Source organism: Bradyrhizobium viridifuturi (assembly GCF_001238275.1).
Classification (GTDB): Bacteria; Pseudomonadota; Alphaproteobacteria; order Rhizobiales; family Xanthobacteraceae; genus Bradyrhizobium; species Bradyrhizobium viridifuturi.
This window is the reverse complement of the sequence record NZ_LGTB01000036.1, coordinates 35,507-61,344: the sequence shown is the minus strand read 5'-3', so window position 1 is coordinate 61,344 and position 25,838 is coordinate 35,507. Positions and strand designations below refer to the sequence as shown.

Genomic DNA, 25,838 nt, shown 5'->3' with positions numbered 1-25,838 from the left:
CGCGCGCAAGATCATTGAATAAATCGGCCAGGTTCACATGTGCGGCATAGCCGGAATTCTGCACCGCGACGGGCGTCCCGCTTCGATCACCGCGTTGACGGCAATGACCGATATCATTGCCCATCGCGGCCCCGACGGCGAAGGCCATTACTGCAACGGTCCCGTTGGACTGGGTCATCGCCGGCTGTCGATCATTGATCTGACCGACGCCGCGCGGCAGCCGATGGAGACGCGCGACGGGCGCTTTGTCCTGACCTACAATGGCGAGATCTACAATTTCAAGGAATTGAAGATCGAGCTTTCGGCCAGGGGGCACGTCTTCAATTCGTCCGGTGACAGCGAGGTGCTGCTGCACGCCTTCGCGGAGTGGGGCATCGGTGCGCTGCTCAAGTTCAACGGCATGTTCGCCTTTGCGATCTGGGACAATCAGGAGCGCAAGCTCACATTGGCCCGGGATCGCTTTGGCGTGAAGCCACTGTACTATGCGGAGCTCGGTCAGACATTCGTCTTCGCGTCCGAGCACAAGGCTTTTCGGGCATTTCCCGAATACAAGCCGCGCGTCGACATCAGGGGCCTCTCGGAGTATCTCAGCTTTCAGAACTTCTTCGCCGAGCGGACGCTGTTCGCCGGTGTGAAGCTGTTGCCGGCCGGCTGCTATCTGCAGATTTCGCAGGGAGGCAAGGCTACCGAGCCGGTGCAGTACTGGGATTTTCATTTCGAGGAACCCGAGTACGCCGTCGATGAGAACGAGGCGCTCGACGAACTCGATCGCCTGTTCAGACAGGCGGTCAACCGGCAACTCGTGAGCGACGTCGAGGTCGGCTGTTATCTCTCCGGCGGCATGGATTCCGGCTCCATTACCGCGCTCGCATCCAGCCAACTGCCGTTCATGAGGACTTTCACGGTCGGCTTCGATCTCAACTCGGCCTCGGGCGTCGAGCTCGGATATGACGAGCGGACCAAGGCCGAGTACATGTCCTATCTGTTCAAGACCGAACACTACGAAATGGTCTTGAAGGCCGGCGACATGGAGCGCGCGCTGCCCAAGCTCGCATGGCATCTGGAAGAGCCGCGCGTCGGGCAGTCCTACCCCAACTTCTACGCCGCGAAGCTCGCGTCCAAATTCGGCAAGGTGGTGCTGACCGGGACCGGGGGAGACGAACTCTTCGCCGGGTACCCCTGGCGCTACTACCGCGCTGTCGTGAACGATGATTTCGATCACTACATCGAAAAATATTTCGGTTTCTGGCAACGCATGGTTCCGAGTGGAACGATGCCGAGCCTGCTCGGACCGGTATGGGATGAGGCCAGGCAGACCTCGCCGATCGATATCTTCAGGGGGGTGTTCAAGGAGCACGCTTCGGAGCTGCGGCGGCCCGAGGACTACGTCAACCATTCGCTCTACTTCGAGGCCAAGACGTTCCTGAACGGTCTCCTTGTCGTCGAGGACAAGCTGGCGATGGCGCACGGGCTAGAGAGCAGGGTGCCGTTCCTCGATAATGATCTGGTCGATTTCGCGATGAAGCTCCCCGCGAAAATGAAGCTTGGCAATCTGACCGAGGTCATCAGCCTCAACGAAAACGAGCCCGGTGGAAAGGCGCAGCGCTATTACGAGCGCACCAAGGATGGCAAGCTGATTCTGCGGAAGATGATGAGCCGGCACATTCCCGACGAAGTGGCGGAGCGCGAGAAGCAGGGCTTTTCTGCGCCGGATGCCAGCTGGTTCAAGGGCGAGAGCATCGAGTACGTCAAACGCAGGCTCTTCAGCAATACGGCTCGGATCTACGACCTGGTGGATCGGAAGACCGTTCGTTCACTGGTCGATGAACATCTGGAAGGCCGGCAAAACCGGCGGCTGCTGATCTGGTCCTTGCTCAATCTCGAGCAGATCATGGAAAGCAGCTTTTAGGCACGCACGAATGGGAGCGCGCTGAAGATGAATGGTCTTTTTCCGGCGGCAAGATGGGTGCGGGTTGGCCTGTCGCCATACCGCAACTCTCAGGCCCTATGGATCACGATCAATCAGATCCGACGCTATCGCGAGCTGTTGCGTGAGATGGTCGATCGTGACCTGAGCGCAGCGCATGCCCGGCACGGATTTGGCGCCTTGTGGGTCTTCATACACCCGCTCGTCGTCGTGGGAACATACCTGCTCATCTTTGGCTTCGTGCTGGGCAGCAAGCTGTCGATCACCGCGGATTTTCCCGGCGACTACTCTGCCTACATCCTCGCAAGCCTGGTTCCGTGGCTGATACTCCAGGCGGCGCTGGTGCGCGGGCCGGGGGCGTTGATCGGGAGCGCAAATCTCGTCAAGCAGGTCGTGTTTCCGATCGAGCTGCTCCCGATCGCGGCGACCATTGCTGCGACGATCCCGCATCTGCCGGCTCTCGGGCTCGTCATTCTCTACAAGGCCTATGTGGGCGGCCTCAGCTGGATGGTGCTGTTGCTGCCGGTCGTGTTCGCCATCCATGCAATTCTGGCGATCGGATTGAGCTTCGCGCTGTCCGCGATCACGCCGTTCTTCCGGGATATGCGCGAGATCGTCACGGTCTTCACCTCGATTGCGATGTATCTGATGCCGACGGTGTACCTCCCCGATTGGATGCCGCGGGCACTCCGTCCATTGATCTATTCGAACCCCTTCAGTTACGTCGTCTGGGTCTACCAGGACGTTCTCTTCTTCGGTTCGTTCAGACATCCCTGCGCCTGGGTGGTGACCATCGTGTTCGCGCTGCTCAGCCTGGGGCTCGGATACCGCATCTTTGAAAAGCTGAAACCCTACTATGGCAATGCTCTCTGACAATCCGGAAGCCGGCGTGCTGATTCCGCTTGCCGGGTCATTGGAGCCGCAGTGCGCCATTCGGGTCACCGATCTGGGCAAAGCCTATCGGCTCTATCAGCAGCCGTTGGATTTCCTGAAGGAGATCATTACCGGGAAGCCTCGGCACCATGAGCATTGGGCGATCCAGAACGTCTCCTTCGAGGTGTTGCGCGGACGCGTGGTCGGCATCATCGGGCCGAACGGCGCGGGAAAGAGCACTCTCCTGAAGATCATTGCCGGTCTGCTGGATGCCTCGACCGGACGGGTCGAAGTGGCGGGACGGTTGTCCGCGATCCTGGAATTGGGGACCGGCTTTCATCCGGACGTGTCGGGGCGCGACAACATCGTGCTCGGCGGCATGTGCCTGGGTATGACACGAGCGGAAATCGAGGCGAAGGTTCCCTGGATCATCGATTTCAGCGAACTCGAAGATGTGATCGATCAGCCGTTCCGGACCTACTCGAGCGGCATGCAGGCCCGGCTCACCTTTGCGACGGCGATCAGCGTCGATCCCGAGGTATTCATCGTCGACGAGGCGCTCGCGGCGGGTGATACCGCCTTTGTCAACAAGTGCATGAAGCGGGTTCGTCAGATCTGCGAAAGCGGCGCCACCGTGCTGTTCGTCTCGCACTCGAGCGGGTTGATCAGCGAACTGTGTGACGAGGCGATCTGGATCGACAAGGGTCGGGTGCTGATGCACGGAAACGCCCAGCGCGTCAGCAAGGCATATGAGCAGAGTGTCTGGGATATCGAGGAAGCGCGCAATCTCAGGGAAACCAAGAAACTGAGCCAGTCAATCGAAAGCACGGCTGAAACCGGAAAATACGAGCTCGGCGGCAGCACCTTGCGGATCACTTCCGTCGAGGTGATCGACGCCGAAGGCAAGCCGGCCGGCGTCGTCAAGAATGGGCAGCCACTTCGCATTCGGGTGTCGTGGTCGGGCTCCTCGGAGCACAAGCAGATCTTCGCAAGTCTGCGGATCGACACTGCGCGCCTTCAGGCGGTCACCGGAATTGACGGGTCCGACGGTGGCCTGTTTCTTGATGGGGACGATGGTCTGCCGGAGCGCGGAAGCGTCATCTACGAGGTGCCCGAACTCGCTCTTGGCGAAGGGCTATACTACGTTTCCGCCGCGATGTGCCGGCACATGCTGCCCAAGGGGGCGGAATCCATTCTGCACTACGTGGAGAAGGCGGCGCAGTTCTCGGTGTCGCGCAACTCTCTATGGCATTACAACTATCTCTATGATCCGAAATTCACCTGCACAATCGAGCGAAGCTGATGGCAACGATGACGGACGGTGATTGGCAGGAGAGGCTTGAGGCGTTCTTCGAGCTTCGTGCGCGGCAGATATCGGAGGAGCCAACGCTGGACGACCTCTGTTACGTCGCCGGCAGAAATCCGTTTCTCTGGACCGACCCGAGCCTGCTCGACGATCTCAAGTCGCACCTCCTCGATCTGATGCGACTTGATCAGAACTCTGCGGTGCTGGAAGTCGGATGCGCAGCGGGCCTGTTGGCGTCTCTCGTTGCGCCGAACGTGCGGAAATACACCGGGGTCGATCTTGCGGAGGCTCCTTTGCGGGTCGCGCAGCGGCTGAAGCTCGGTAACGCCGAGTTCCGCAAGGGAGACGGGCAGAAGCTGGAATTCGGCAACGGCGAGTTCGATGCCGCTTTTTGCTACGATGTGTTCTCCAATTTTCCGAAGTTCGAGACAGGTGAGAAGATCATTCGGGACATGCTGCGCACCGTGCGAAGCGGCGGCCGCGTGCTGATTGGCTCTGTCCCGGATCGAAATGAAATTGAGCGAACCCAGCAGATCGCAACGCGCCTGGCGGCCGGGTTCGGGGCCCAGACAAACCGTCCGCCCATCGAAACCATGGTCAAGGCCGGGAAAGCGGGTCCTCTGTCGAAATTCTCGCGCTATCTGGGATTGAGCGCCAAGAACGCCGTGCGCGAGATCAAGCCGGAGATCGTGTCGCACTGGTTCTCCAGGGACGACTTCATTCAGCTCGGCAGGCGCCTTCGGGTCGAAACTCAAATTACCGACATTCACGCCAACAATCCGTATGTCGGCACGCGCTTCAACGCCATATTCATTGCGAAATGAAGATCGTCGGATTCCACGAGCTTGGGCCCGATCGCTGGAACCCGTTGGCGGCGTCCTCGCCTGAGGCGTGGCTGACCCACGATGCGGCATGGGTTGGGATCGAAGAGCGCTTCTTCGCGGCTACCAACCTGTCGTTCGGGCTCGTTGAAAACGGTGACGTTGTCGGAATCCAGCCGCTGTACTTGAACGAGAGCGGCGTATTCGGTGAGCGGTTGCTGCATTCGGGCATTCATCGCCATACGGGCCTCGCTATTCCTGAAGGGATCGATCGAAGCACGATGCGGGCTGTCCGTTCGGCGGCCATGAAGCAGATATTTGCGCTTGGTGAATTGTACGACGTCGATCGGATCCAGCTGAACAGCCACAATCTCGCGCCGGCAAATCGCTCGGCCTCGCGCGAGGAAATTCCCTTCTGGGTGAGAGACTTTGGATTCCACCTCGGGATCGCCTTCGGTCCGCATGGAATGACACCCTTTCCGGGCCTTTCGACCGTCAATGCCGATCAGTTGATCGACCTTGATCGGTCGGAGGACGAACTGTTCGCGAATTTGGATGACGGGTGTCGCCGGGCGGTTCGAAAGGCGATCAAGGCGGGCCTCGAATTCGAGCTTGCGACGGATCGATCGGCGCTGGACAGCTACCTGGAAATAGCCAGGGAATCGGCAGCACGGACGGGCGAGGTGCTGCCACCCGCCGACTACTACCAAGCCGTGCTGGAGAGTTTCTTTTCGCAGGGCCGCGCGCATCTGCTGTTTGCGCGAGCCCAGGAGATCCGCCTTGCAGGCCTGTTCCTGTTGAGTGACAAGGGCGCCGTGCATTTCATGGCCGGAGTTTCGCGACCCGACGAACTGAACTTCAGGCCGAACGACTTTCTCCATTGGAGTGCGATGCTGTGGGCGAAGCGCGCCGGCTTCCAGACTTACCGCCTGGGCCCATGGTTTCCTGAAGTGCCGCGGGACTGGCCGATATCCAAGGTATCGTATTTCAAGACCAAGTTCGGATCCAAGGCCAGACCGATCATCCAGGGCAGCATGTTCCGGCGCCCGGAAAAGTACATCCGGGAGCTTCCCGCGATACGGGATAGTTTCGAGTGCATCGGGCATCGCACGGCGCCGTCGTCTCTAACTGCACAAACCGGCAGCGAATTCGTCGCGCACCTGCTCCGGGTGTTTGGGCTTGCGCAGGCCTCGGCATCGTCCGATGGCACTCCCGTCGTGCTGTACCGTCCTCAGGGGACGGATGTGGACATGGCGCGCGCGGTCCTCGCGAGCGGCCGCGCGGTCGCGGCAGTGCTGCCGGCGGTCGAGTTTGCCGAAGCATTTGCCGTTGCGGCAGAGGCAAGAACCATCGGCTCCGCCCAAGCGCTGCGGGCCGAGACGGCAGGGACGAGGCCATGGAAGCGGCTGCGGACGCTGCATTCCTACATGCGCTTTGTCGCCCCGGACGGAGTGCCGATCGTATCCGACGATGAGGGGCGCGCAGCCTGGCTCTGCTTGAGCAATGCTGCGGGCGGCCCGATCATGTTCATCGGGACCGATTTCGTTTCCGACATTGTTCGCTATCGCCAGGGGGATCCCGCGGCGGCCGCGAAGCGTCCCGCGGAGGCAATGTGGGGCTTTGCCGGTGAGCGGCCGAACTATCTTTTCGAGGGCCAGCTTGCCGGAGAAAGTCTGCGTGAGCGGCCCGCCGACTGGTGGTGCGAGGCTCTGGCCGATGCATTGGCGCGGTATTGCGGGGTAAGCCGGTTGCCGATGCTGCCGAATGGGGCGGTGGGCGCTATCGTCGTGACGGGTGATGACGACCAGGCGGCGCTGAGTTGCTATGCGCAGCAGCGCGAGGCGCTCGGATCGACACCGGTCACCTACTTTCTTCATCCCCTCACAAAGCACACCGCGAGCACGCTCAAGCAGCTTAAATCGGGCAGGAAGGTCGAACTGGGCCTTCATCCCGATGCGCTCGAGCATCCCGATCGATACGCCGAACTGTTTGCCGATCAGGCAAAATGGTTCGAGCAATTGACCGGAGAAGGTGCGCGCACCGTACGCAATCACGGCTTTCTGAATGACGGCTATTGGAGGCACGCGACGGCCTGGAATGCTCACGGCGTGAAGGGCAGTTCCAATCTGCCGGGGCTCGACGGCTGCATCCTCAATGGTTCGCTGTTGCCGGCCAAGCTCTTGCTGGACGACAGGCTGACGGAACATTGGAGTGTCCTGACTGCGATCGGTGACGGGATCGTATTCGTGCATGGTTGGGATGACCAGCAGTCGGCCGACTGTATCCTTGGACTGGCCGAGCGAATTCGCAACGATGGCGTTCCCGGCGTGATCGTCGTCAATCTTCATCCCGAGAATATTGGCAAGACACAGGGGATGCACCAGGCTGTCCGCAAGCTTGTCGAGGACGGGTTTGTTCCGTGGACGATGAGCGAATGTTTTGAGTGGTTCGAACGGAGGCCCAGTCAAAGCGGGTCCGCGGCGCGTAGACGCTTCGCGCTGCCGTGGTCCTGAGATTGGCAAACAACTGATCATCTCGGCATGCGTCTCGGTATCCTGTCTGATGCCCACGGTAACGTGGAGGCTTTCGAGCTGGCGCTCCAGATCCTGACGGACGCGGGCGCCGACGAGATTTACTTTCTGGGCGACGCCGTCGGATATATCCCGGACAAGGGCGTCGTCAGCGCACTCATGGGCCGCAGCATTCGTTCCGTTCGCGGAAATCACGATGACATGCTGCTGCGACAGAGCGCGAATGACGCCAAGGATCTCGTTTATCGTCACCGGGAAACATTCGCGGCGCTCAGTCACGATGAGCGAGAGTTCATCAGCGGGTGGCCATCGCAATTGCGCTTGAACGGCGAGCACGGAACGATGCTGTTCGTCCATGGCAGTCCAAAGGATCCGCTCGCGGGATATGTCTATCCGGACAGCAGCCTGGCCGATCTCTCGGCTGTGAGCGCCGATGTCGTTTTCATGGGCCACACCCATCATCCGTTCGTGCGCGAGCACGGCGGAAAGCTGTTTGTCAACGTGGGCAGCTGTGGCCTTCCACGCGGTGACGACCTTCGTGGCGCGGTCTGCATATATGATCTTCGCGAACGTTCAGCGACGATCATCAGGTTCGATATCTCGGGCTGCTGCCGCCGAATCCTTTCGCGCCATTCGCTTTCGCCCACTGTGACATCCCTGCTGGAACGATGCTCAAACTACGAAGTGAGGAACGATCGTGAAGCGTAGGCGCGTCAAGGTGCTGCTGACCGGGATCGGCGGAGGCGGGCATGGCGAGCAAATCCTCAAGGCTCTTCGGCTGGGAGAACTCGAATACGACATCGTCGGCACCGACATGTCTGATGCCTGCGCGAACCGGCACCTGGTCGATAAGTTCGTGAGGTTGCCGCGGGCGACTGATCCTGCATATCTGGATGAGCTCCGGTCTCTGGCCCAATCAGAGAAGTGCGTCGCCATCTTTCATGGGTCGGAGCCCGAGATGGCCGTGATGAGCCGATCCAGAGCTGCGCTTGAGGCGGATGGCTTTTACGTTCCTGTCAATCCACCGTCGGTTCTGGATATCTGCCAGGACAAGACGAAAACCATGGCGCACCTGGCGTCGTGCGGCTTCGCGACGCCGAAGTTCAGGGAAGTCCGCGCGCTGTCGGATCTTGATGATTGGGCAGTCTTGCCGGCCATTCTGAAGCCTGCAGTAGGGGGTGGCGGATCGGCCAACGTGTTCATCGTTCAGTCGACCGAGGAACTCCTGACTTTCTCGCGCTATCTCCTCGGAGTTTGTCCGTCGTTTACGATCCAGGAGTACATCGGCAGTTCTGAAGACGAGTACACCGTCGGCGTGCTTTTCGGGGCGGACGGCGTCCTGATCAATTCGATTGCGATCAAGCGTGTCATCAACAACGCGCTAACGATCCGCACGCAGGTTCCAAACCGGACGGGGCGGCCGGAGTTCGGTGCGCGGCTCGTTGTGTCGACGGGCATCTCGCAAGGCCACGTCGCCGACTGGCCCTCGGTGCGGAGCGCGTGCGAGAAGATTGCCGAGTCACTGTCGCCAAAAGCGCCCGTGAACGTGCAGTGCCGCGTGGCGGATGGGGTCGTCATTCCATTTGAGATCAACCCGCGCTTTTCGGGAACGACCTCCTTGAGGGCAATGGCCGGATACAATGAGCCCGACGTTCTCATTCGGCGCGATGTTTTCGGGGAAACGATTCCGGAGCGATTCCCGTACAAGGAAATGATGATCTTGCGAGGCTTGGAAGAGCATCTCGTCGGCTAAGAAGCGACGTTCCACGATCAACAGAGAGCGACCACGATGAAAAAACAGTGCCCGGTGTGCGAGTCCGATCGTCTGCAGGACATCTATCCCTCGTTTTCAGGAACGTGCATCACCTCCGATATGATGGTCCTGCGTGACGCGTCGTTGGACAATCGGCTTTGTTCGCATTGCGGCCTCATATTCAATGCCGGCGGGACCAGGGGATGGAGCGAAGCCTTCTATAAGGAAAGCTACAGCCTGATGATGAAGAGTCAGGATGCGGCAATTCAGAGCTTCTCGGGTCCGGCGCCGATCTCCCAGGCGGAGCGCACGCACCAGATTCTGAGGGAGATGACCAGCCTGCCGGCTGATGGATCCATTCTGGAGATCGGTGCGGGAAAAGGCGATTTTCTCGGACATTTTCTCGAGGAATCCCGCGACTGGCGCGCGGCGGCCTTCGAACCGAGCTCGGCATTCGATGTGCTGCAGAAGAAGTTTCCTTCCGCCCGGCTTAGTCGCTGCGACTACAAGGAGTTCGAGGCCGAGGCGGGCAGCTTCGATCTGATCGTGGCGCTGGGCGTGCTCGAGCACGTCGACAACCCGCTCGACATGTTGAAATGGGCGCATCAACGCCTCAAGACGTCGGGCCTCTTCTACATTCGCGTCCCCAACTTCGCGAAGAATCCGAACGACCTGTTTTGCGCGGATCACCTGTCGAAGCTGACCCTGCATTCATTGGAATCGCTGGCTCACGCCGCAGGATTCGAGGTGGTGGCTTCCAAGGAAGCGGGCGTCCCGATCTTTATTCTGCTGAGGAAGGTCGATGGTCCGAAGCCGAAAGCGGCGAATGTCGTGGAGCTCAATCAGCGCATCGTTGATCAGAACGCGATGGTGGCCAAGAGCGCGATGGACGCGATCGACCGGTGCCGCAAGGCAGCCGATGCCGCCGGGGAGCCCTTTGCCATCTTTGGCCTGGGGTCGTCGGGCTTGTTTGCGCCGTTCTACCTCGGCTTCGACGTTGCGAAGATCGCGGCTTATCTCGACGAGAATCGTTCCACGTGGGGAAGCGGCCTGCACGGACGTTCGGTGGGCGGCCTCGACAAGATCAAGGAACTGGGGATCCGGCACGTCGCGCTGGCGATCAGCCCGGTCTATTTCGATCAGGTGAAAGCGAAGCTCGCGCCTTACGGCGTGGAGATCTATTCGGCTTAGGGCTGGGTCAAGGGCGCTCCCTGAATTTCGCGGTCGGATTTCGAAGCAGTTCGTTCTCGACGGAAGTTTCAGGAGCCTCGGGCATTGAAAGCATCGACCAAATGAACATCACAGAACCGAGTTTCGACGAAGCTGAAATTGCGTTGCTGCGGGAGTGCCTCGACTCGAAATGGGTTACGCAGGGGCCTTTCACGGAGCGCTTCGAGCGGCTGATTGCCGAGAAACATGGCGTCAAGCATGCCCTTGCGTGCACGTCCTGCACCGCCGCGCTGCATTTGGCGACCCTGGCCCTGAAACTTGGGCCGGGCGACGAGGTGATCGTCCCGGCCTTCACCTGGGTGACAAGCGCGCACTCCGCCGAATATGTCGGTGCGAAGCCCGTCTTCGCCGACATCGATCTGTCGACCTTCAATATCGATCCGGAACGGCTGGAGGCCGCGATCACGCCGCGCACGAAGGCGATCGTTGCGGTCCATCTGTTTGGTCTCGCCGCCCCGATGGACGAGATCAAGGCGATTGCAGAACCTCGAGGCATCGCCGTGATCGAGGACGCCGCGTGCGCGATCGGCACGACCTACAAGGGCAAGCCGATTGGCGCGATCGGCGACATCGGTTGCTTCTCGTTCCATCCGCGCAAGGCGGTCACGACTGGAGAGGGCGGCGCCGTAACCACCAACCGCGATGATCTTGCGGAACGCGTGCGATCGCAGCGCAACCATGGCTCCACCGGCGCTCCGGATGCATCGATCGAGCCTCACGGTCCCTGGACGATGGCGACGTTTGACAATCTCGGCTTCAACTTGCGCCTGTCCGACATTCAGGCAGCCGTCGGCGTGGCGCAAATGGGCAAGCTCGACCGGCTGCTCGCGGAGCGCAGGCGTCTCGGCCATCGCTATTCCGAATTGCTGGCAGGAAACAATTCAATCGTGCGACCGCTCGGCGGAGACGTCGACGGGCATGCGTTTCAGTCCTACGTTATTCGTTTCGTTGACGGAGATCGCGCCCGCCGCAACGCGGTGATGGCGACGCTGGCCGCCGCGGCAATTCAAACTCGGCCAGGCACGCATGCAGTGCACCGGCTCGGCTACTACAAGAATAAGTATGGCCTGCGGCCCGAGCAGTTTCCGAACGCGGCGCTCGCGGAGGACACGACGATCACGCTGCCGATCTTCCCGAACATGACGGAGGAGGATCAGCGCCGCGTGGTCGATTGCATCAACCGGGCCAGCGCCTGAGACGATTGCGGAACGGCATCGGTGTCTTCGAATCTCTTTCGGTCGGCGCGCAATCTGTTTGAGGGTACGCGTTTTCCCAACCTCGCGCGGTTCGCCCGAAAGAACCAGAAGTTCGAAGCGGCTGTTTCCGCACTTTCTCCTGCGCGTGGGAGAGGCCGCGTAGAACAGGCGATTGTTGGAAATGCGAACCGGGTTGCTGCCGAGGGGGACTACGCGCTGCTCACCACTCTGCTGGATGCGCTGCGGCCATTCCTCAATCCCGACCGATCTCGTGATGCGCGCGACTTCTGGGATGCTCTCATCGCCGATTGTCGCGTGATCACTGAGGATCGCTTGCGGAGCGGAGAGATGAATTCGCTCTGGGGGGTCACGCCGATCGTAAATCTGACTTCGGGCGTCGCCGCAGACCGTGCCTTGGGCGTCAATGCGCGCTCGCTGGTGTTTACGACGTACCATACGTCTTCGAATTTCGATTTCGTGTGCTCTGAAATTCAAGCGCGCCTCGTGGCTGAGCGGGGCGAGGACTGGTTCCTGTTTCGATGGCTCATGCTGATCTGGGCGATCGCCAACTTCGATTTTTTTCATCTGTACAACGATCGCGGCATCATCGAGCCGGCAGGTGGCTACGGCAGTCCCCGCTTCGGAATTGCGGTGCGCGAGATGGAAATCTATCGGCAGGCCGGGAAGCGGCTCTATACCTACGCATATGGCGCAGACCATAGAACGCGCGAAAAAAACATGGCGCTGGGAAAATGGAATTTCTGCTCGGAATGTCCTGATCCGGGCGTCTATTGTGTCTGCGACGATGCAGGCGGCGCTGCCATGCTGCAAGTTATCAGGGAGTACTCAACCGCTGTGGTTGCGCATGGGCTCGCCATGAAGCTCATTCCCGGCGCTCGAAATGTGCCGTACTTGACGGTCGATGTTGACAAGGTATCTCCCGGGCCACCCCGGAGTCGAAGGAACGGCAAGCTGGTCGTGGGTCACTTTCCGAACCACGGCTATTTCAAGGGGACGAAGTATCTGCAAGGCGCAATCGAGTCCCTGCAGGCTGAAGGTCATGAAGTCGAGCTTCTGCAACTGAGCGGAAGGCCGCACGATGAGATTCTGGCGGCGATGCAGACGATCGACGTTCTTGTCGACCAGCTTATCAGCGGGTCGTTCGGCTTGACGGCCGTTGAGGCAATGGCATCGGGCTGTCCCGTCATCTGCTATCTGCACGATGGGGTCGCGGTGGCCGAGCGGGAGGCCTGTCCGGTCATCGAGGCAAATCCGGACACGATAAAGCAGGTCCTGCATCAGCTGATCCTGGACCGCGCGCGGCTTTCCGACGCCGGCGCTGCCGGCCCTCACTATGTCCGTAGAAACTACTCGGTGGAGGCGCTGGGCAAGCATTTGGCAGATCTTTATCTGGCGACTGCGGATTTGCCGATGCCGCTGAAGGCAAGAGTTGGCGAAAGCGCCAGGCTGCTGAATTCGTGATGCCGTCAAAGCGATCCATGCCCGAAAATCCGAACTGGCTTTGCCGGCGCGTCGCTCATGCGCGGAGCGCCTGAACCAATGTCAGTTTCCTACGTCGAAGCGCGGCTCGAGAGCCCCTTGAGCCCAACCGACGCGACACGCGCGATCGAGGCTGAAAACGAACGCGCATTGCGTCTGGTCGACGACTTCCAGCGAAGAATGGGGCGACCGCTTCGGGTTCTTCACATCGGCAACATCGCCAACAATGCCTACAACAATGCCCGGATTCAGCGGCAGCTCGGCATCCAGGCGGACGTGCTCTGCTACAATTATTACCACATCATGGGCTGTCCCGAGTGGGAGGACGGTGCGCTGCAGGAAGGATCCTCGGCGCTGGGGCAGGATCATTTCAAGCCGGATTGGTGGGCGACCAGCTTGAAGGGATGGAAGCGGCCTCGCTGGTTTGTTCAAGGTCCATCCGCGCTTTGCATTGAATACCTTCGCGCCAAGAATGCAGGTTGGCAAACGACGGCATATCTGAAATGGCTGGAGCTGGAGTTGACGGCTCTTCAGGACGCCCGTTCCGGCGACGATGCGGGTTTCCTTGCCAAGTATGTTCCCCAGCATCTGAGATTCCTGCTCTGGCTCAGCGGACCCGGTCGGTCGTCGCAAGGGACCAGGCAGCCGCTTAGCCTGTACAGAATATGGCTGGGCACGTTCGTGGCAAACGGCGTGCTCGGACGCGAGGGCAAGACGGGCGAATTCGAAGCGAGCTGGCTGGACAAAATCTCGGCTGCCGCTTGGTTGTGGATTGCGCGCCGAGGTCCGCAGGCCGATGCGGAGGCTCGAGCCGCACTCGGGGCCCTGCGGGAAGATGTTCGCTGGCTGCGCACCGGCGGATTGCGGGAGCGATCGTCTTCGCTCGCCCGTTCGCTGACCCACAGCTTCCTGGCGCTGCTCGAGCGGGTCATGCTCAAGTTCGTCCCGGTCTCGGAATCCGGCTGCGTGGCGCGATCGATGTCCGAACCGGTGACGCGGGCGAAGGAAATCGAAACGCTGCTCGATGAAATCAGGAGGGATCCCGCCGAACTTGACGGTCAGTCACTTCGTTATCGCGAAGAGTATGTAACGATACATCCAAAGCCGTTCGAAGATGTCCTGCTGCACTATGACATCATCCAGGGATATGCGATCGACGGACTGATACCGATGATGAACGGCGTCAAGAACTTCAGCTGCTACGAGCACGGAACGCTGCGCGAAATCCCGTTCGAGAACAATCTGACCGGCTTGATCTGCCGGATCTCGTTTCAGCGCGCGCCCGCAGTCTTTGTAACCAATTCAGATGTCCTGCCGTCGGTCGAACGCCTGGGGCTGGCGAAGGACAAGGTCGTCTACCTTCCGCACGCGTTCGACAATCACAAGTTGCGCGCATTCCGCGAAGCGCACCCGGAGCTAAAGCCCCCGACGACCGGGCCGGTGATCTTCTTTAGTCCGTCCCGCCACCATTGGAAGCTGGGGAATTCATCCTGGCAGAAGGGCAATGATGTCATCATCCGGGCCGCGGCTGAAGTTGCGCGGGAGACGAGAAACTTCAAGCTCGTGTTCGTCGAATGGGGCCAGGAGGTCGCGGACAGCAAGGCGTTGATCGACGAACTGGGCCTGTCCGAGCTGGTTGAATGGGTTCCGACCATGTCGAAGCGGGAGCTGTGGCAGCGCTACTGCGTATCGCATGCGGTGGTTGATCAATTCGTCGTTCCGGCGCTCGGCGGCGTCGGGTTCGAGACGATGGCGTTGGGTGTCCGGCTTATCTCGGCCATCGACCGGCAACAGACCGCGTTGTTCTTCGGTCAGGAGCCGCCGCTGCTCGCGGCCGGCAACGTCGCCGACTGTGCCGGCCGGATGCGGGAAGTCATCCAGGATCCTCTCGATTCCCAGGGCCGGGGTGCAGCCGCTTCGCAATGGATGTCGACCTACCATTCCGCGGAAAGAATCGTTGCTCTCCAGTGCAAGGCGTACAGCAATTTGCTCGCGGGGCAGTGGTGATGGCGTTTCCCGCGACTCCGATGCTGATTTCCTAGAGTTGCCACAGAATGATGCTCAAGCAGATCTCATCTTTCATCAAGCAGTATCCTCCGCTTTTCCGCGCGCTGCGGCCTGTATTCTATTTCGGCTTTGGCCGGTGGAATGCGTTGGTCTCACAGCTCGTGGTCCGCCGCGCGCAGTTCATGCAGGCGCGAATCCCGAAGATGTCCGATGCGGCCGACGCGATATCGCGAAACAGACAGATCGGCAGATCTGCCTCTGGTCGCGAGGTGGTGATGCTCGTCGTCTCCGACCTGCGTGTGGATCCCCGGGTTGAAAGAGAAGCCCGCGCGCTCGGCGCCGCCGGATATGACGTCACGGTGATCTGTCCCGAGCCCACGAAGGGGGCAGGGGCGACCTTCAATCTTGATTGGGGACCGCGCGTCCATATTCGGCACGCCGATTGGACGGCAGCGACGTTCATGAGCGAGCAGCCGGGGTACATTGCGGAACAGCTCTACCTGGAAGCGGTGAAGAGGAAGCCATTTGCGTTCCATGCGCATGATCTCTCCACCGCCTATGCCGCGATGGCGGCCGCAAAGTACCGCGGCGCGCACCTCGTCGTCGACTTTCATGAGTGGTTTTCGGAGAATGTTCATTGGAGCACGAAGCAGTCCGCCTGGGCGCCGTATCCGCCGGAGTGGAAGCGGGCGCTTCAGGAGCTGGAAGTTCGTTGTCTCAACGAGGCGTCGGCCACCATCACGGTGTGTGACTCGATCGCGGATGCGATGAAGGCCGAACTCGGCGGCAGCCGTCCCGTCGTGGTCCGTAACATTCCGGATATCGCGGTCACGCCGTCGCGCGAGTATCCGCCGCTGAAGCAGCAACTGGGGCTGCCGGAATCGACCTTCGTGCTGCTATGGCAGGGAGGGACTGGCCCGACGCGCCTGATCGAACCGATCATTGAATCCCTTTCCTATGCACCCGAGTGTGTTTTCGTCATCCGGGGTCCTTCTCTGGATCTGTTCGGGCCCGATTATCTGGCATTGGCTCAGCGCGTCGGCGTGGAAGGCAGGGTGGTGCTTGCTCCGCCGGTGCCGTCGAAGGACGTTGTCGCGGCCGCCCGCGGGGCCGATGCCGGCATTTGGACATTGCCGGCGCTGTGCCGCAACTTCACCTTTGCGCTCCCCAACAAGATTTTCGAATACCTGGCCGCCGATCTTCCTGTCCTCGTTGCGCAATATGCGGAGGCGAAGCGTCTTGTCGAGGAGAACGCGGTTGGATTGACGTTCGATCCCTACAATCCCCGTTCCATCGCGGAATCGATCAACCGCATGGTCCAGGATAAGCAGCTCCGGGCCGCCTTCAGGGCGAGCACGCGGACGACCCTCGCAAAGCTCGATGCAAGGTCGGAGTGGCAGAAGGTCGTTTCGCTCTACGACAGCCTGTCTCCAAAAAAGCCGCCGCAACGCGGATCCGCGCAATGAAGGATCGACTAAGATCGCTCGCGCGGCGCGTGTTGCCGCGGAGCGTTCGAGTCTGGATGCTCACGACCTGGTCGATCGCGAGATCGCCGGGCCGGGGAGCCATGGTGCGCCGCAAATTGCAGGCGTTGCCGCTGAAGCTGCTCAGGCTGCTCGCCGCTGCAATTTCGATCGTCATTCTAAAGCTTGCGATCTACGCCGCTCCCATAGCCGGAGTCGCACGGCTGTGGCGCGGACGACCCAGGACCTTGTGGGGCGTGACGCCGATCCTGACCCTGGAGCTCAAAGCCAGGGCAGATCAGATGCTCGGCTTTCGATCGACCTCGCTCGTCTACGTAACCTACGTCATCACGTCGCGCTTCGATCTGGATCTACATCGCCCGTACAGTCTGGCATTTAGGTATGGTTTCGGATCCGCATTCCAGCGCGTGGTGCTCGCGTGGGCCCTGATGCGATATGACGTGTTTCACTTCTTCGCTGACCGCGGGCTGCTGGATTCGACGGAGCGTCTGCAGATCAGTTTTGAGGAGCTTGCCGCGCTGCGACGGGCTCGCAAGCGGGTCTATATCTATGCGTATGGCGCCGATGTTCGCACCCGGCAGGCGACCCTGGCGCTCGGCAAATGGAATTTCTGCGTCGATTGTACGGAACCGCCGAAATACTGCACGTGTCACGACGCAGAGGCTCGGCGCTACATTTCCGAAGTGGCCAGGAACGTGACGGCCCTGGTCTCTCTGGGTGACATGCTTACCTACATGCCGACGGCAAAGCATATCAACTATTGGCCGCTCGATCTGGATCGGTTGAATGCGGTTCTCCCGAACGTGCCATCCGGTCCGCTTCGCATCGCGCACGCGCCAAATCACACGCACTTCAAGGGCTCGAAATACCTGGAGCGAACGATCGACCGGCTGAAGCTGCAGGGATACGATATCGAATATTGCAAGATCCAGGGGGTGCCGAACAGCCAGGTGATCGAGCTTTTTGCGCAATCCGACATCGTGGCGGATCAGTTCATCGGCGGCGCCTACGGCTACACCGCGCTCGAAGCGATGGCGCTTGGCAAGCCGGTCCTGAGCTTCGTCAGAAGTCCGGATCTGGTCGAGGCACCGGAGGAATGCCCGATCATCAACGCAACCCCGGACGAGCTCGAGCAGGCATTGCTGTGGATCCTTCGCAATCGAGAGCGCCTTCGTAGGATCGGCGAGCAGGGACGGCGCTATGTCGAGCGGTGGCACGGCATCTCCGCCATCGCTGCACGACTTGGTCAGCTCTATCGAGAGACTGCGGACTTCCCTCCGATCGTGGTTGCCCGTATTCGGGTCGCCCAGGATCAGGAAGAAGCTCGCCGCAACGCCATTCCTGTCGCCGGGAATTGGGAACATCCGTTCCAGGTCACGAGGCAGTCTGCTCCGGACGATCTCGGCGCGCTGGCGAGGACGATTCCCTGATGACCGAACCGCAAGGGCGCTTCCGGTGACGTCGGTGGACGCCTCCGCCGCAATGATGTCTTCGCTACCGCCGCAGCCGCAAGGCGTCGATTGGCATCGGCGTTTTCAGCAAGAGCACGGGCGGGCTTTGCGCGTGCTGCACCTCGGCAACATTGCGAACAATGCGTTCAACAATGCCAGGATCCAACGCCAGCACGGCATCGATGCCTATGTCATCGCCTACGAAAATTATCACATCATGGCTTGCCCTGAATGGGAGGAGGCGGCATTCGAGGGGGACCTCGGAGATCCGTTCTTTCCTGAGTGGACCAAGGTCAATCTCGGGGGCTACCAGCGGCCGCGGTGGTTTGCCTCCGGGCCTCTGAAGCTGTGTTGCTCGATGATTGCCGCCGAGGTTGGCGGGCAGTCGGACCTGGCCGATGAAATTCGAAGCGCACTGGATCGCGCCCGGGAGTCCGTGAGCGGGCAGACGGTGGCCGCCCGCGCGACCCGTCTTGGCCAGAAGATAGCACGGCGGATTCGCAGGTCGCCTGCGATGGCCCGCGATCTCTTCCTGCGGCGCGTGTTGGCAAAGGATGATCCGGAGCAGATGCGGCTTGCGGCTGTGTGGCGGCAAGGCAGCGCGCCGGCTTCGCCGCCGAGCGCTGCCGATTTCGCCAGCTATCGGGCGCGGCTCGCGCCGCTCATCGGCCTGCTGGGTCAGTTTGACGTCGTCCAGGCCTACGCAACCGATGGTGCCTGGCCGCTGCTCGCCCGGCGCCCTTACTTTGGATATGAGCATGGAACGTTGCGGGCGCTTCCGTTTCAGGACGATAGCCTCGGGCGGCTGACCGCCACCGTGTTCCTCGGAGCCGACCACGTCTTCGTCACCAACATCGATTGCGTGCCTGCCGCGCGACGGCTTGGCGTGCCGCCGGATCGGATCACGCCGCTTCCGCATGCCTTCGACGATACGAAGCTGATTGAATTCGGGAAACAGAATAGCGCGATACGCCCTCCCGACGATGCTGTCGTTGTGTTTCACCCGACCCGCCATGATTGGCGCGACGCGGACCCCAGCCTGGTGAAGGGCAATGACCGGTTGATCCGCGCCTTTGCGAGCGTGGCGCAGCAGGCGCCGGCGCTGCAACTTGCGATGATCGCCTGGGGACGCGACCTCGACGCCTCACGGGAGCTGATACGGAGCCTGGATCTGGACAACAGGGTGGAGTGGCTTGCGCCGATGCGCAAACCGGAGCTTTGGAGAACATATCTTCGCAGCCACGCCGTGCTGGATCAGTTCGTCCTCCCGTCATTCGGTGGAATCACCTTCGAAGCGCTGGCGCTCGGAAGGCGCGTTATCACGAATGTGGATTCGGGCATGGCCAGGGATTTCTTCTCCGAAGCTCCGCCCATCCTTTCGGCATCGACGGAGAGTGAGATAGCGACGCGCTTCGCAGGATCGTGACCGATCGGGACGACCGGCATGGGATCGGCGCTGCCAGTGCAGAGTGGATCCGGCAGTATCACTCCGCGGCGAGAATCGTCGAGTTGCAATTGACTGCATATCAACGGCAGATCGAAGCCGCTGGTGGGCACCATGGTGATCGCCGAAGCTAACGGCGCAGCTCGGCATATTTGCGTAACAAGATGAAAATCCTTCACGGTCCCTTCAATATCGGCAATCAGCCCTGGTCACTCTCGCGTGCCGAGCGCAGGCGTGGAAACAGCAGCGACCTGGTCGTTCGCAGCGGGACCTGGTTTCGCTATCCGGCCGACAGGGTGCTGTATGACGACACCGCAACCGAATTTCAGAAAATGGCCAGAAGCGCGTGGTTCGGATTGTCCGCGCTGCTTCGCTACGACGTGCTCCACTACTATTTTGGAACGACGTTCCTGTATCCGGGCTACGCGTTCGAGGGCGTGGGCCGGATGGGGCCGCTGCTGAATCGGCTCGTGACGATCGATCTCCAGCTGGCCAGGGGGTTGGGCAAGAAGAGGTTCATGACCCTGCAGGGATGCGACGCACGGCTCGCGGGGGAGGGCAATCGACGAAATCGATGGACCATGTGCGCGAGCGGGCGTTGCTCAGCCTATGAAACCTGCGTCGCGTCGCTGGATGCGCGCCGGTCCCGCCTGATCGATCGTGTGCTGCCGCTGTTCGACCGCGTGTTCTATCTCAATCCGGAACTGGGGCACGTCGTTCCGGGCGGGCAGTTTCTCCCTTACGCCAATGTGGAGATCGGTCATTTCTCGCCCGAGTATCCCCGCGCCGAAGGCAGACCAAGGATCGTCCACGCGCCGAGTGATGCGAGTATCAAGGGCACCCAGATGATACTCGACGCACTGGAACGTCTGAAATCGCGGTTCGACTTTGAGCTGATCCTGGTCGAAAAGAAGACCCATGAAGAGGCGATGGCGATCTACAGGTCAGCCGATCTTGCCATTGACCAGGTGCTTGCGGGTTGGTACGGCGGCTTTGCCGTCGAGATGATGGCGATGGGAAAGCCGGTGGTTTGCTACGTCAGGGAAAGCGACCTGCAATTCATCCCGCCGGCCATGCGCGATGATCTTGCGATCCTGAACGTCGATCCCGCGCGGCTCACGGAAGATCTTGCGGCCATTCTTGAGCGCCGGGCCGAGTGGACCGAGCTGGGAAAGCGGTCTCGCCGTTATGTCGAGCGATGGCACGATCCTGACCACATTGCCGGGGCAATGATCGAGGCCTATCGCAGCCCCGACAGTACGTTTGTGCTGGCGCCGGCGGGCGTCGAGGTCGGGTAGATTCAGATGTGTGGCATTTCAGGCATCCTGCATTTTGGCTCTTGCCCGGACGCGGACGGTCGCATCCGCCGCATGACGGCCAGCATCGTGCACCGCGGTCCGGATGATGATGGCTACTATGCCTCGCCGGACGTCGTGTTGGGTTTCCGCCGGCTATCGATCGTCGACCTTGTCTCGGGCCATCAGCCGATGAGCAACGAGGACGGCACCGTATGGGTTGTCTTCAATGGCGAGATTTACAATCATCGCGAGCTCAGAAAGGAGCTCGAGGCGGCCGGCCATGTCTTTGCGACGGATCACTCGGACACCGAAGTTCTGGTCCACGGCTGGGAGCAGTGGAAGGACGGGTTGTTCAACAGGCTGAACGGCATGTTCGCCTGTGCCATCTGGGACGAACGGCAGCGCGAGCTGGTCATCGCCCGTGACCGATACGGCATCAAGCCGGTCTACGTTGCCGAGCTGCCCGGCAAAGGTCTCGTGTTCGGCTCGGAGGTGCGTGCGCTCTACGCCAGCGGATTGATCGACAAGCAGTTCGATGCGTCCGCAACCCTGGAGTACTTCACGCTGATGAACAATTGGGGCGGCCGCACGCCATTCCGCGGCATTCGTCTCCTCAAGCCGGGTAGCTTCGAACGATTTGCGGCGAGTGGAAGTTCGGGCAGTACCTATTGGTCGCCCTCCTATCATCGCAAATACGCGCCCGGCTTGGCCCAGGCCTCGGGCGAGTTCGGCGAGATATTGCAAGCCGCACTGCGCAGGCAGTTGGCTGCGGACGTTCCTGTCATGGCGTATCTGTCGGGCGGTATCGACAGTTCGGCGATCACGGCGGGTGCACATCAGATCGACCCGGTCGTTCGCGCTTATTCGTGCATCTTCGATCTCGATAATGTTGGTGTCGATAAGTTCGTCGACGAGCGCGAGTTCTCCAGGGAGGTCGCCAAGCAGCTCAACATCGAACGTGTCGAGCTGATGGTGCCGCAGGATGCGCTGGTCCGCCACCTCGACGCGACGGTCGGCGCGATAGAATATCCTCGCATGGGAATGGCCTATGTGAACTATCTGATCGCCCAACGGGTCGCCCAGGACGCAAAGGTCGTGCTATCGGGAACCGGCGGTGACGAAGTCACTGGAGGATATGTCGGCCGATATGCCATTGTGCCGCGGGCTGCGCCAGCATCCCTGATGCAGCGCGTGATACAGCGCCTTCGTGCCGGCGTCACAGATCAGGCAGCCTCACGTGATGCCTTTGCCCTCTACCGGGCAAGCCTCAACGTCCCGATCTCGGCGGATAGGATCAAGGATGCCTTTACGCCGGAGTTCTTGCGCGCCGCTGGAGGATTCGATCCGCTCGCTGCGATCGGCGACGCGATCGGCTCGGTTCCGTCGCGGGATCCCTGGGACGTCATCATGCACGTCGACATGACCACCTATCTTCCGGGTCTGCTGTCGCTGGAGGACAAGCTTTCGATGGCGCATTCTCTTGAGACCAGGGTGCCGCTGCTCGACAACGAGCTGGTCGACTATCTGCTCGGCGTGGACTGGGGCCTGCTGTCCGACGGCTCCACCGGCAAGATCCTGTTCCGCGAAGCCGTCCGGCCGCTGGTGCCCGATACGATCTACCGGAAGCCCAAGATGGGGTTTGGTCCTCCGGACGCATCTTGGTACAGAGGGATTCTGCGTTCATGGATCGAGGAGCAACTCTCGGAATCCCGTATCAAACAGCGAGGCGTGCTCCAGCACGACTTCGTACGTCGGATTCTGAATGAGCATTTCGAGGAGAAGGCGAACCATGTCGCGCTGATCTGGTGTTTGCTCAGCTTCGAGTCCTGGTGCAAGCAACACAGCGCCTATGGCGGTGCCCTCCATTAGTTGCAGTTGTAGGAGCTAGATTTATGCGAACCGTTGCGTCTTCACGTCTCCGTCCGAACGGAATGGAGCTTCAGCTCGAGGCTTTCACGCAACAGGACGGCCAGGTCATCGAAGGCGTCCTGCGGACACCCGATGCATCGCTGTGGTATCCGGTCCTGCAGGGAGTTCCGTGCTTCCTGAGTGGCCCGATGCAGCCTGACTTGAGCGATTTCTGCGCACGCTACGGCCTTCCGAAGCCGGCGACCGCGCAGAGCCGGCCGGAAGCCCATGAGCAGGCCAAGACGAACCAGACCTTCTCGGACAAGTGGCGCCGCTTCAAGCAATATGGGCTGCAACCCGAGCACAAGGAATTCCTGTTTGGTTGGTATTGCAAGAAGCTCGGGCTGCCCGATCTTGACGCCTTGAAGGCGTTCTACCGGTCCAAGCAGCGCGTGCTCGAAGTCGGTCCAGGGTCGGGCTTCAACACGAGGTTCATCGCCGAGAACTGCCCGGGCGAGGTGTTTGCGCTCGACGTCTCCGACGCGGCATTGACGACGTTCGAGAACACACGCGATCTTGAGAACTGCTCGGTCGTTCAGGCCGACCTGATGGAGGCGCCTTTCCCCGATGATACGTTCGACTTCATCATCGCGGACGGGGTGCTGCATCACACGCCGAACACCAGGGCGGCGGTAGAGGCCCTGTATCGAAAGGTCAGGCCCGGCGGACAGTTCTTCTTCTATGTCTATCGCAAGATGGGCGCCGTGCGTGTCTTCGCCGACGATCATGTCCGCCAGAATTTCATGCCGCTCTCCGCGGAGGAATGCTATGCGGCGTGCGAGGGGATCACGGAGCTGGGCCGGGAGCTGTCGCGGTTGAACGCCACGATCACGCTTGAGAAGCCGATTCCGGTGCTTGGAATTCCGGCCGGAACGCACAACGTCCAGCGATTGCTGTACTACAATTTCCTGAAATGCTTCTGGAACGAGGCATTCGACTATGAAACGAACAACATGGTCAACTTCGATTGGTATCATCCGCACAACGCCTGGCAGCATAGCGATGACGAGGTCGCGGGCTGGATGAAGGAGCTCGGGGTCAAGGACTATGCCTTCAATGACTCCAACCCGAACGGAATCTCCGTTCTGCTGACGAAGCCAACGGTCTGACACGCGCATGCGGATCTTATTGACGGGCTGCAGCGGTTTCGTGGGCTCTGCCCTCGGCCCCCGGCTGGTGGGCGAGGGGCACGAGCTCTTCTGCGTGTGCCGGCCGGAAACGTCGATCGCCTTCGGAACGAAGGTGGCTTGGGATGGAACGACACCGATCGAACAGGCCAGTTTCCCAAGGACGATCGACATTGTCGTTCATGCCGCTCAATCGCGCCGCTACCGCAGTTTTCCGGCTGACTCGCGCGAGATGTTCGACGTCAATGTGAACATGACGATGCGGCTGCTGGATTGGGCGGCTCAGGCCGCGGTCAAGCACTTCTGCCTGCTTTCGTCGGGAGCGGTTTACGAGCCGTTCACGGCAGTCCTGAGAGAGGATGCCGCCTTGGCGCCTTCCGGGTTCCTTGGCGCAAGCAAGCTTGCTTCCGAGATAGTCGCGAAGCCGTTCTCCAGCGTTTTTTCCTTGAGCATTCTGAGGTTGTTCTTCCCCTACGGTCCGGGGCAGTACGACCGGCTCATTCCGCAGCTGATACGCAGGATCCAGGACGGCGAGGCAATCCAGCTCTCCGGCGGCACGGAAGGGATTCGCCTCGCTCCGACCTTCATCGACGACATCGTCGAGGTCATTCGTGCAAGCATTGCTTCGTCCTGGACGGACACGCTGAACGTAGCAGCCCCGGAGATGCTATCGATCCGCCAGATCGCGAACGCGATCGGTCAGCAACTCGGCGTCGAACCGAAGTTCGAGCTTGTGAACACGAACACGCCTTCCGTCGACATCGCCCCTGATCTGAGCCGTCTTGCATCTCGTTTGGACTTGCAGCGCTTCGTGCAGTTCAAGGACGGGCTCCAAAGGACGATATCCGCAAATCCCCACGATGCGCCGGATCATCGTCCGGCCGAATCCCGACACCGTTCGTGAAGCCATGCCGCTGAAGATATTGACCATCGTTGGTGCCCGGCCGCAGTTCATCAAGGCCGCGGCCGTCAGCCGCGCGATCCGCGAGACCGACGGGCTCTCGGAAGTGATGGTGCACACCGGCCAGCATTTCGATCCGAACATGTCCGACGTCTTCTTCGAAGAGCTGGACATTCCGCGACCTCGGCATCATCTCGATATCCATGGCGGCGGCCATGGCGACATGACGGGACGCATGCTGATGGCGATCGAGCCGATCATGCTCGCCGAGAAGCCCGACTGGGTCGTGGTCTACGGCGACACCAATTCGACGCTGGCCGGCTCGCTCGCGGCGTCGAAGCTGCACATTCCGGTCGCGCATGTCGAGGCGGGGCTTCGATCATTCAACCGCCGCATGCCGGAGGAGATCAACCGGCTGGTAACGGACCATCTGTCCGCTCTGCATCTCTGTCCGACGGCAACTGCCGTCGCCAATCTTGCCGCCGAAGGCGTGACCGCCGGCGTCCATCACGTCGGTGACGTCATGTATGACGCGACCTTGTTCGTGACCGGCAAGGCAGAGAAGAGCTCGACGATATTGACCAGTCTTGGGCTCGCCCCGAAGGCCTATGCACTCGCGACGATCCATCGTGCCGAGAACACGGCTGATCGGCAGCAGCTTCTTGCGGTCGTGCAATTCCTGCAGGAGCGGGCGCGAAAATTTCCCGTCGTCCTCCCGCTGCACCCACGCACGCGACAGGCTGCCTCCGCTTTGGGGGTTGAGCTGGACGGCTTGAAGGTCATCGACCCGGTCGGTTACCTCGATATGGCGAAGCTTCTGCACAACGCCGTTGAAGTCTATACGGACTCGGGAGGGGTGCAGAAAGAGGCCTATTTCCATCGCGTCCCGTGCATCACATTGCGTGACGAGACCGAGTGGACGGAGACGGTCACGCACGGATGGAACCGGCTATGGAAGCAGCCGGGCAATGCCGTTCAGCGCGATATCGACGAGTACGGGACTGGTCGTGCCGCCTATGACGTCACGCGCTTGTTGAGCGCCGGCAGCGCACGGTAGCCCTGCCGACCGACGCTGCGTTGG

General features: G+C 60.7%; 19 protein-coding genes. All 19 read left to right on the top strand.

The window, feature by feature from the left end:
- Positions 1–37: 37 nt before the first annotated feature.
- The 19 genes from asnB (ALC15_RS28925) to wecB all read left to right on the top strand — a co-directional run bounded on the left by asnB (ALC15_RS28925) (position 38) and on the right by wecB (position 25,814).
- Positions 38–1,909 carry an asparagine synthase (glutamine-hydrolyzing) gene (asnB, locus tag ALC15_RS28925; protein WP_050630229.1) on the top strand — a complete coding sequence of 624 codons (1,872 nt, stop codon included), beginning with the start codon at positions 38–40 and terminating at the stop codon, positions 1,907–1,909.
- Between the two features lie 57 nt (positions 1,910–1,966).
- On the top strand, positions 1,967–2,800 hold the full coding sequence (locus tag ALC15_RS28920; RefSeq protein ID WP_157860952.1) for an ABC transporter permease: 834 nt from the start codon (positions 1,967–1,969) through the stop codon (positions 2,798–2,800).
- Complete coding sequence (locus ALC15_RS28915) at positions 2,784–4,103, top strand: ABC transporter ATP-binding protein (RefSeq protein WP_094194174.1); 1,320 nt, start codon at positions 2,784–2,786, stop codon at positions 4,101–4,103. Before ALC15_RS28920 ends, ALC15_RS28915 begins: the two co-directional genes overlap by 17 nt.
- Entirely contained in the window at positions 4,103–4,930 is an 828-nt protein-coding gene (locus ALC15_RS28910) for a class I SAM-dependent methyltransferase (protein WP_050630226.1), read from the top strand. Before ALC15_RS28915 ends, ALC15_RS28910 begins: the two co-directional genes overlap by 1 nt.
- Positions 4,927–7,440, top strand: a complete 2,514-nt coding sequence (locus ALC15_RS28905) for a lipid II:glycine glycyltransferase FemX (protein WP_050630225.1) — start codon at positions 4,927–4,929, stop codon at positions 7,438–7,440. The genes ALC15_RS28910 and ALC15_RS28905 overlap by 4 nt, the downstream gene beginning before the upstream one ends.
- Positions 7,441–7,467: 27 nt before the next feature.
- Positions 7,468–8,166, top strand: a complete 699-nt coding sequence (locus ALC15_RS28900) for a metallophosphoesterase family protein (protein ID WP_094194173.1) — start codon at positions 7,468–7,470, stop codon at positions 8,164–8,166.
- On the top strand, positions 8,156–9,211 hold the full coding sequence (locus ALC15_RS28895) for an ATP-grasp domain-containing protein (protein ID WP_050630223.1): 1,056 nt from the start codon (positions 8,156–8,158) through the stop codon (positions 9,209–9,211). Before ALC15_RS28900 ends, ALC15_RS28895 begins: the two co-directional genes overlap by 11 nt.
- A gap of 36 nt (positions 9,212–9,247) precedes the next feature.
- On the top strand, positions 9,248–10,402 hold the full coding sequence (locus ALC15_RS46600; RefSeq protein WP_094194172.1) for a class I SAM-dependent methyltransferase: 1,155 nt from the start codon (positions 9,248–9,250) through the stop codon (positions 10,400–10,402).
- A 101-nt stretch (positions 10,403–10,503) separates the two neighbouring features.
- Positions 10,504–11,637, top strand: coding sequence for a DegT/DnrJ/EryC1/StrS family aminotransferase (locus ALC15_RS28885; RefSeq protein WP_050630221.1), 1,134 nt, complete (start codon positions 10,504–10,506; stop codon positions 11,635–11,637).
- Positions 11,638–11,658: 21 nt separating this feature from the next.
- Positions 11,659–13,119 (top strand): glycosyltransferase, encoded by a 1,461-nt coding sequence (locus ALC15_RS28880; protein ID WP_128089621.1) that lies wholly within the window; start codon positions 11,659–11,661, stop codon positions 13,117–13,119.
- Between the two features lie 78 nt (positions 13,120–13,197).
- Positions 13,198–15,144, top strand: a complete 1,947-nt coding sequence (locus ALC15_RS28875; protein WP_050630219.1) for a glycosyltransferase — start codon at positions 13,198–13,200, stop codon at positions 15,142–15,144.
- 50 nt (positions 15,145–15,194) lie between these two features.
- The gene (locus tag ALC15_RS28870) at positions 15,195–16,610 is read left to right on the top strand and encodes a glycosyltransferase family 4 protein (protein ID WP_210168607.1); all 1,416 of its coding nucleotides are present in this window, start codon (positions 15,195–15,197) and stop codon (positions 16,608–16,610) included.
- On the top strand, positions 16,607–18,058 hold the full coding sequence (locus ALC15_RS28865; protein ID WP_094194171.1) for a glycosyltransferase: 1,452 nt from the start codon (positions 16,607–16,609) through the stop codon (positions 18,056–18,058). The genes ALC15_RS28870 and ALC15_RS28865 overlap by 4 nt, the downstream gene beginning before the upstream one ends.
- Before the next feature lie 25 nt (positions 18,059–18,083).
- Complete coding sequence (locus tag ALC15_RS28860) at positions 18,084–19,505, top strand: glycosyltransferase (RefSeq protein WP_128089618.1); 1,422 nt, start codon at positions 18,084–18,086, stop codon at positions 19,503–19,505.
- A 182-nt stretch (positions 19,506–19,687) separates the two neighbouring features.
- Positions 19,688–20,821, top strand: a complete 1,134-nt coding sequence (locus ALC15_RS28855) for a glycosyltransferase (protein WP_050630215.1) — start codon at positions 19,688–19,690, stop codon at positions 20,819–20,821.
- 6 nt (positions 20,822–20,827) lie between these two features.
- Entirely contained in the window at positions 20,828–22,690 is a 1,863-nt protein-coding gene (asnB, locus tag ALC15_RS28850; RefSeq protein WP_094194170.1) for an asparagine synthase (glutamine-hydrolyzing), read from the top strand.
- A 62-nt stretch (positions 22,691–22,752) separates the two neighbouring features.
- Complete coding sequence (locus tag ALC15_RS28845; protein ID WP_050630213.1) at positions 22,753–23,838, top strand: class I SAM-dependent methyltransferase; 1,086 nt, start codon at positions 22,753–22,755, stop codon at positions 23,836–23,838.
- Between the two features lie 7 nt (positions 23,839–23,845).
- The gene (locus ALC15_RS28840; RefSeq protein WP_050630212.1) at positions 23,846–24,760 is read left to right on the top strand and encodes an NAD-dependent epimerase/dehydratase family protein; all 915 of its coding nucleotides are present in this window, start codon (positions 23,846–23,848) and stop codon (positions 24,758–24,760) included.
- Positions 24,717–25,814 carry a non-hydrolyzing UDP-N-acetylglucosamine 2-epimerase gene (wecB, locus tag ALC15_RS28835; protein WP_283806304.1) on the top strand — a complete coding sequence of 366 codons (1,098 nt, stop codon included), beginning with the start codon at positions 24,717–24,719 and terminating at the stop codon, positions 25,812–25,814. The genes ALC15_RS28840 and wecB overlap by 44 nt, the downstream gene beginning before the upstream one ends.
- Positions 25,815–25,838 lie beyond the last annotated feature (24 nt).

What these genes read in the sequence shown, in the direction of transcription:
- ALC15_RS28870 (WP_210168607.1), top strand. Translation starts at nt 15,195, where the DNA reads ATGCTCAAGCAGATCTCATCTTTCATCAAGCAGTATCCTCCGCTTTTC.
- wecB (WP_283806304.1), top strand. Translation starts at nt 24,717, where the DNA reads ATGCGCCGGATCATCGTCCGGCCGAATCCCGACACCGTTCGTGAAGCC.
- ALC15_RS28845 (WP_050630213.1), top strand. Translation starts at nt 22,753, where the DNA reads ATGGAGCTTCAGCTCGAGGCTTTCACGCAACAGGACGGCCAGGTCATC.
- asnB (WP_050630229.1), top strand. Translation starts at nt 38, where the DNA reads ATGTGCGGCATAGCCGGAATTCTGCACCGCGACGGGCGTCCCGCTTCG.
- ALC15_RS28885 (WP_050630221.1), top strand. Translation starts at nt 10,504, where the DNA reads ATGAACATCACAGAACCGAGTTTCGACGAAGCTGAAATTGCGTTGCTG.
- ALC15_RS28900 (WP_094194173.1), top strand. Translation starts at nt 7,468, where the DNA reads ATGCGTCTCGGTATCCTGTCTGATGCCCACGGTAACGTGGAGGCTTTC.
- ALC15_RS28910 (WP_050630226.1), top strand. Translation starts at nt 4,103, where the DNA reads ATGGCAACGATGACGGACGGTGATTGGCAGGAGAGGCTTGAGGCGTTC.
- ALC15_RS28875 (WP_050630219.1), top strand. Translation starts at nt 13,198, where the DNA reads ATGTCAGTTTCCTACGTCGAAGCGCGGCTCGAGAGCCCCTTGAGCCCA.
- ALC15_RS28855 (WP_050630215.1), top strand. Translation starts at nt 19,688, where the DNA reads ATGAAAATCCTTCACGGTCCCTTCAATATCGGCAATCAGCCCTGGTCA.
- ALC15_RS28865 (WP_094194171.1), top strand. Translation starts at nt 16,607, where the DNA reads ATGAAGGATCGACTAAGATCGCTCGCGCGGCGCGTGTTGCCGCGGAGC.
- ALC15_RS46600 (WP_094194172.1), top strand. Translation starts at nt 9,248, where the DNA reads ATGAAAAAACAGTGCCCGGTGTGCGAGTCCGATCGTCTGCAGGACATC.
- ALC15_RS28840 (WP_050630212.1), top strand. Translation starts at nt 23,846, where the DNA reads ATGCGGATCTTATTGACGGGCTGCAGCGGTTTCGTGGGCTCTGCCCTC.
- ALC15_RS28915 (WP_094194174.1), top strand. Translation starts at nt 2,784, where the DNA reads ATGGCAATGCTCTCTGACAATCCGGAAGCCGGCGTGCTGATTCCGCTT.
- asnB (WP_094194170.1), top strand. Translation starts at nt 20,828, where the DNA reads ATGTGTGGCATTTCAGGCATCCTGCATTTTGGCTCTTGCCCGGACGCG.
- ALC15_RS28905 (WP_050630225.1), top strand. Translation starts at nt 4,927, where the DNA reads ATGAAGATCGTCGGATTCCACGAGCTTGGGCCCGATCGCTGGAACCCG.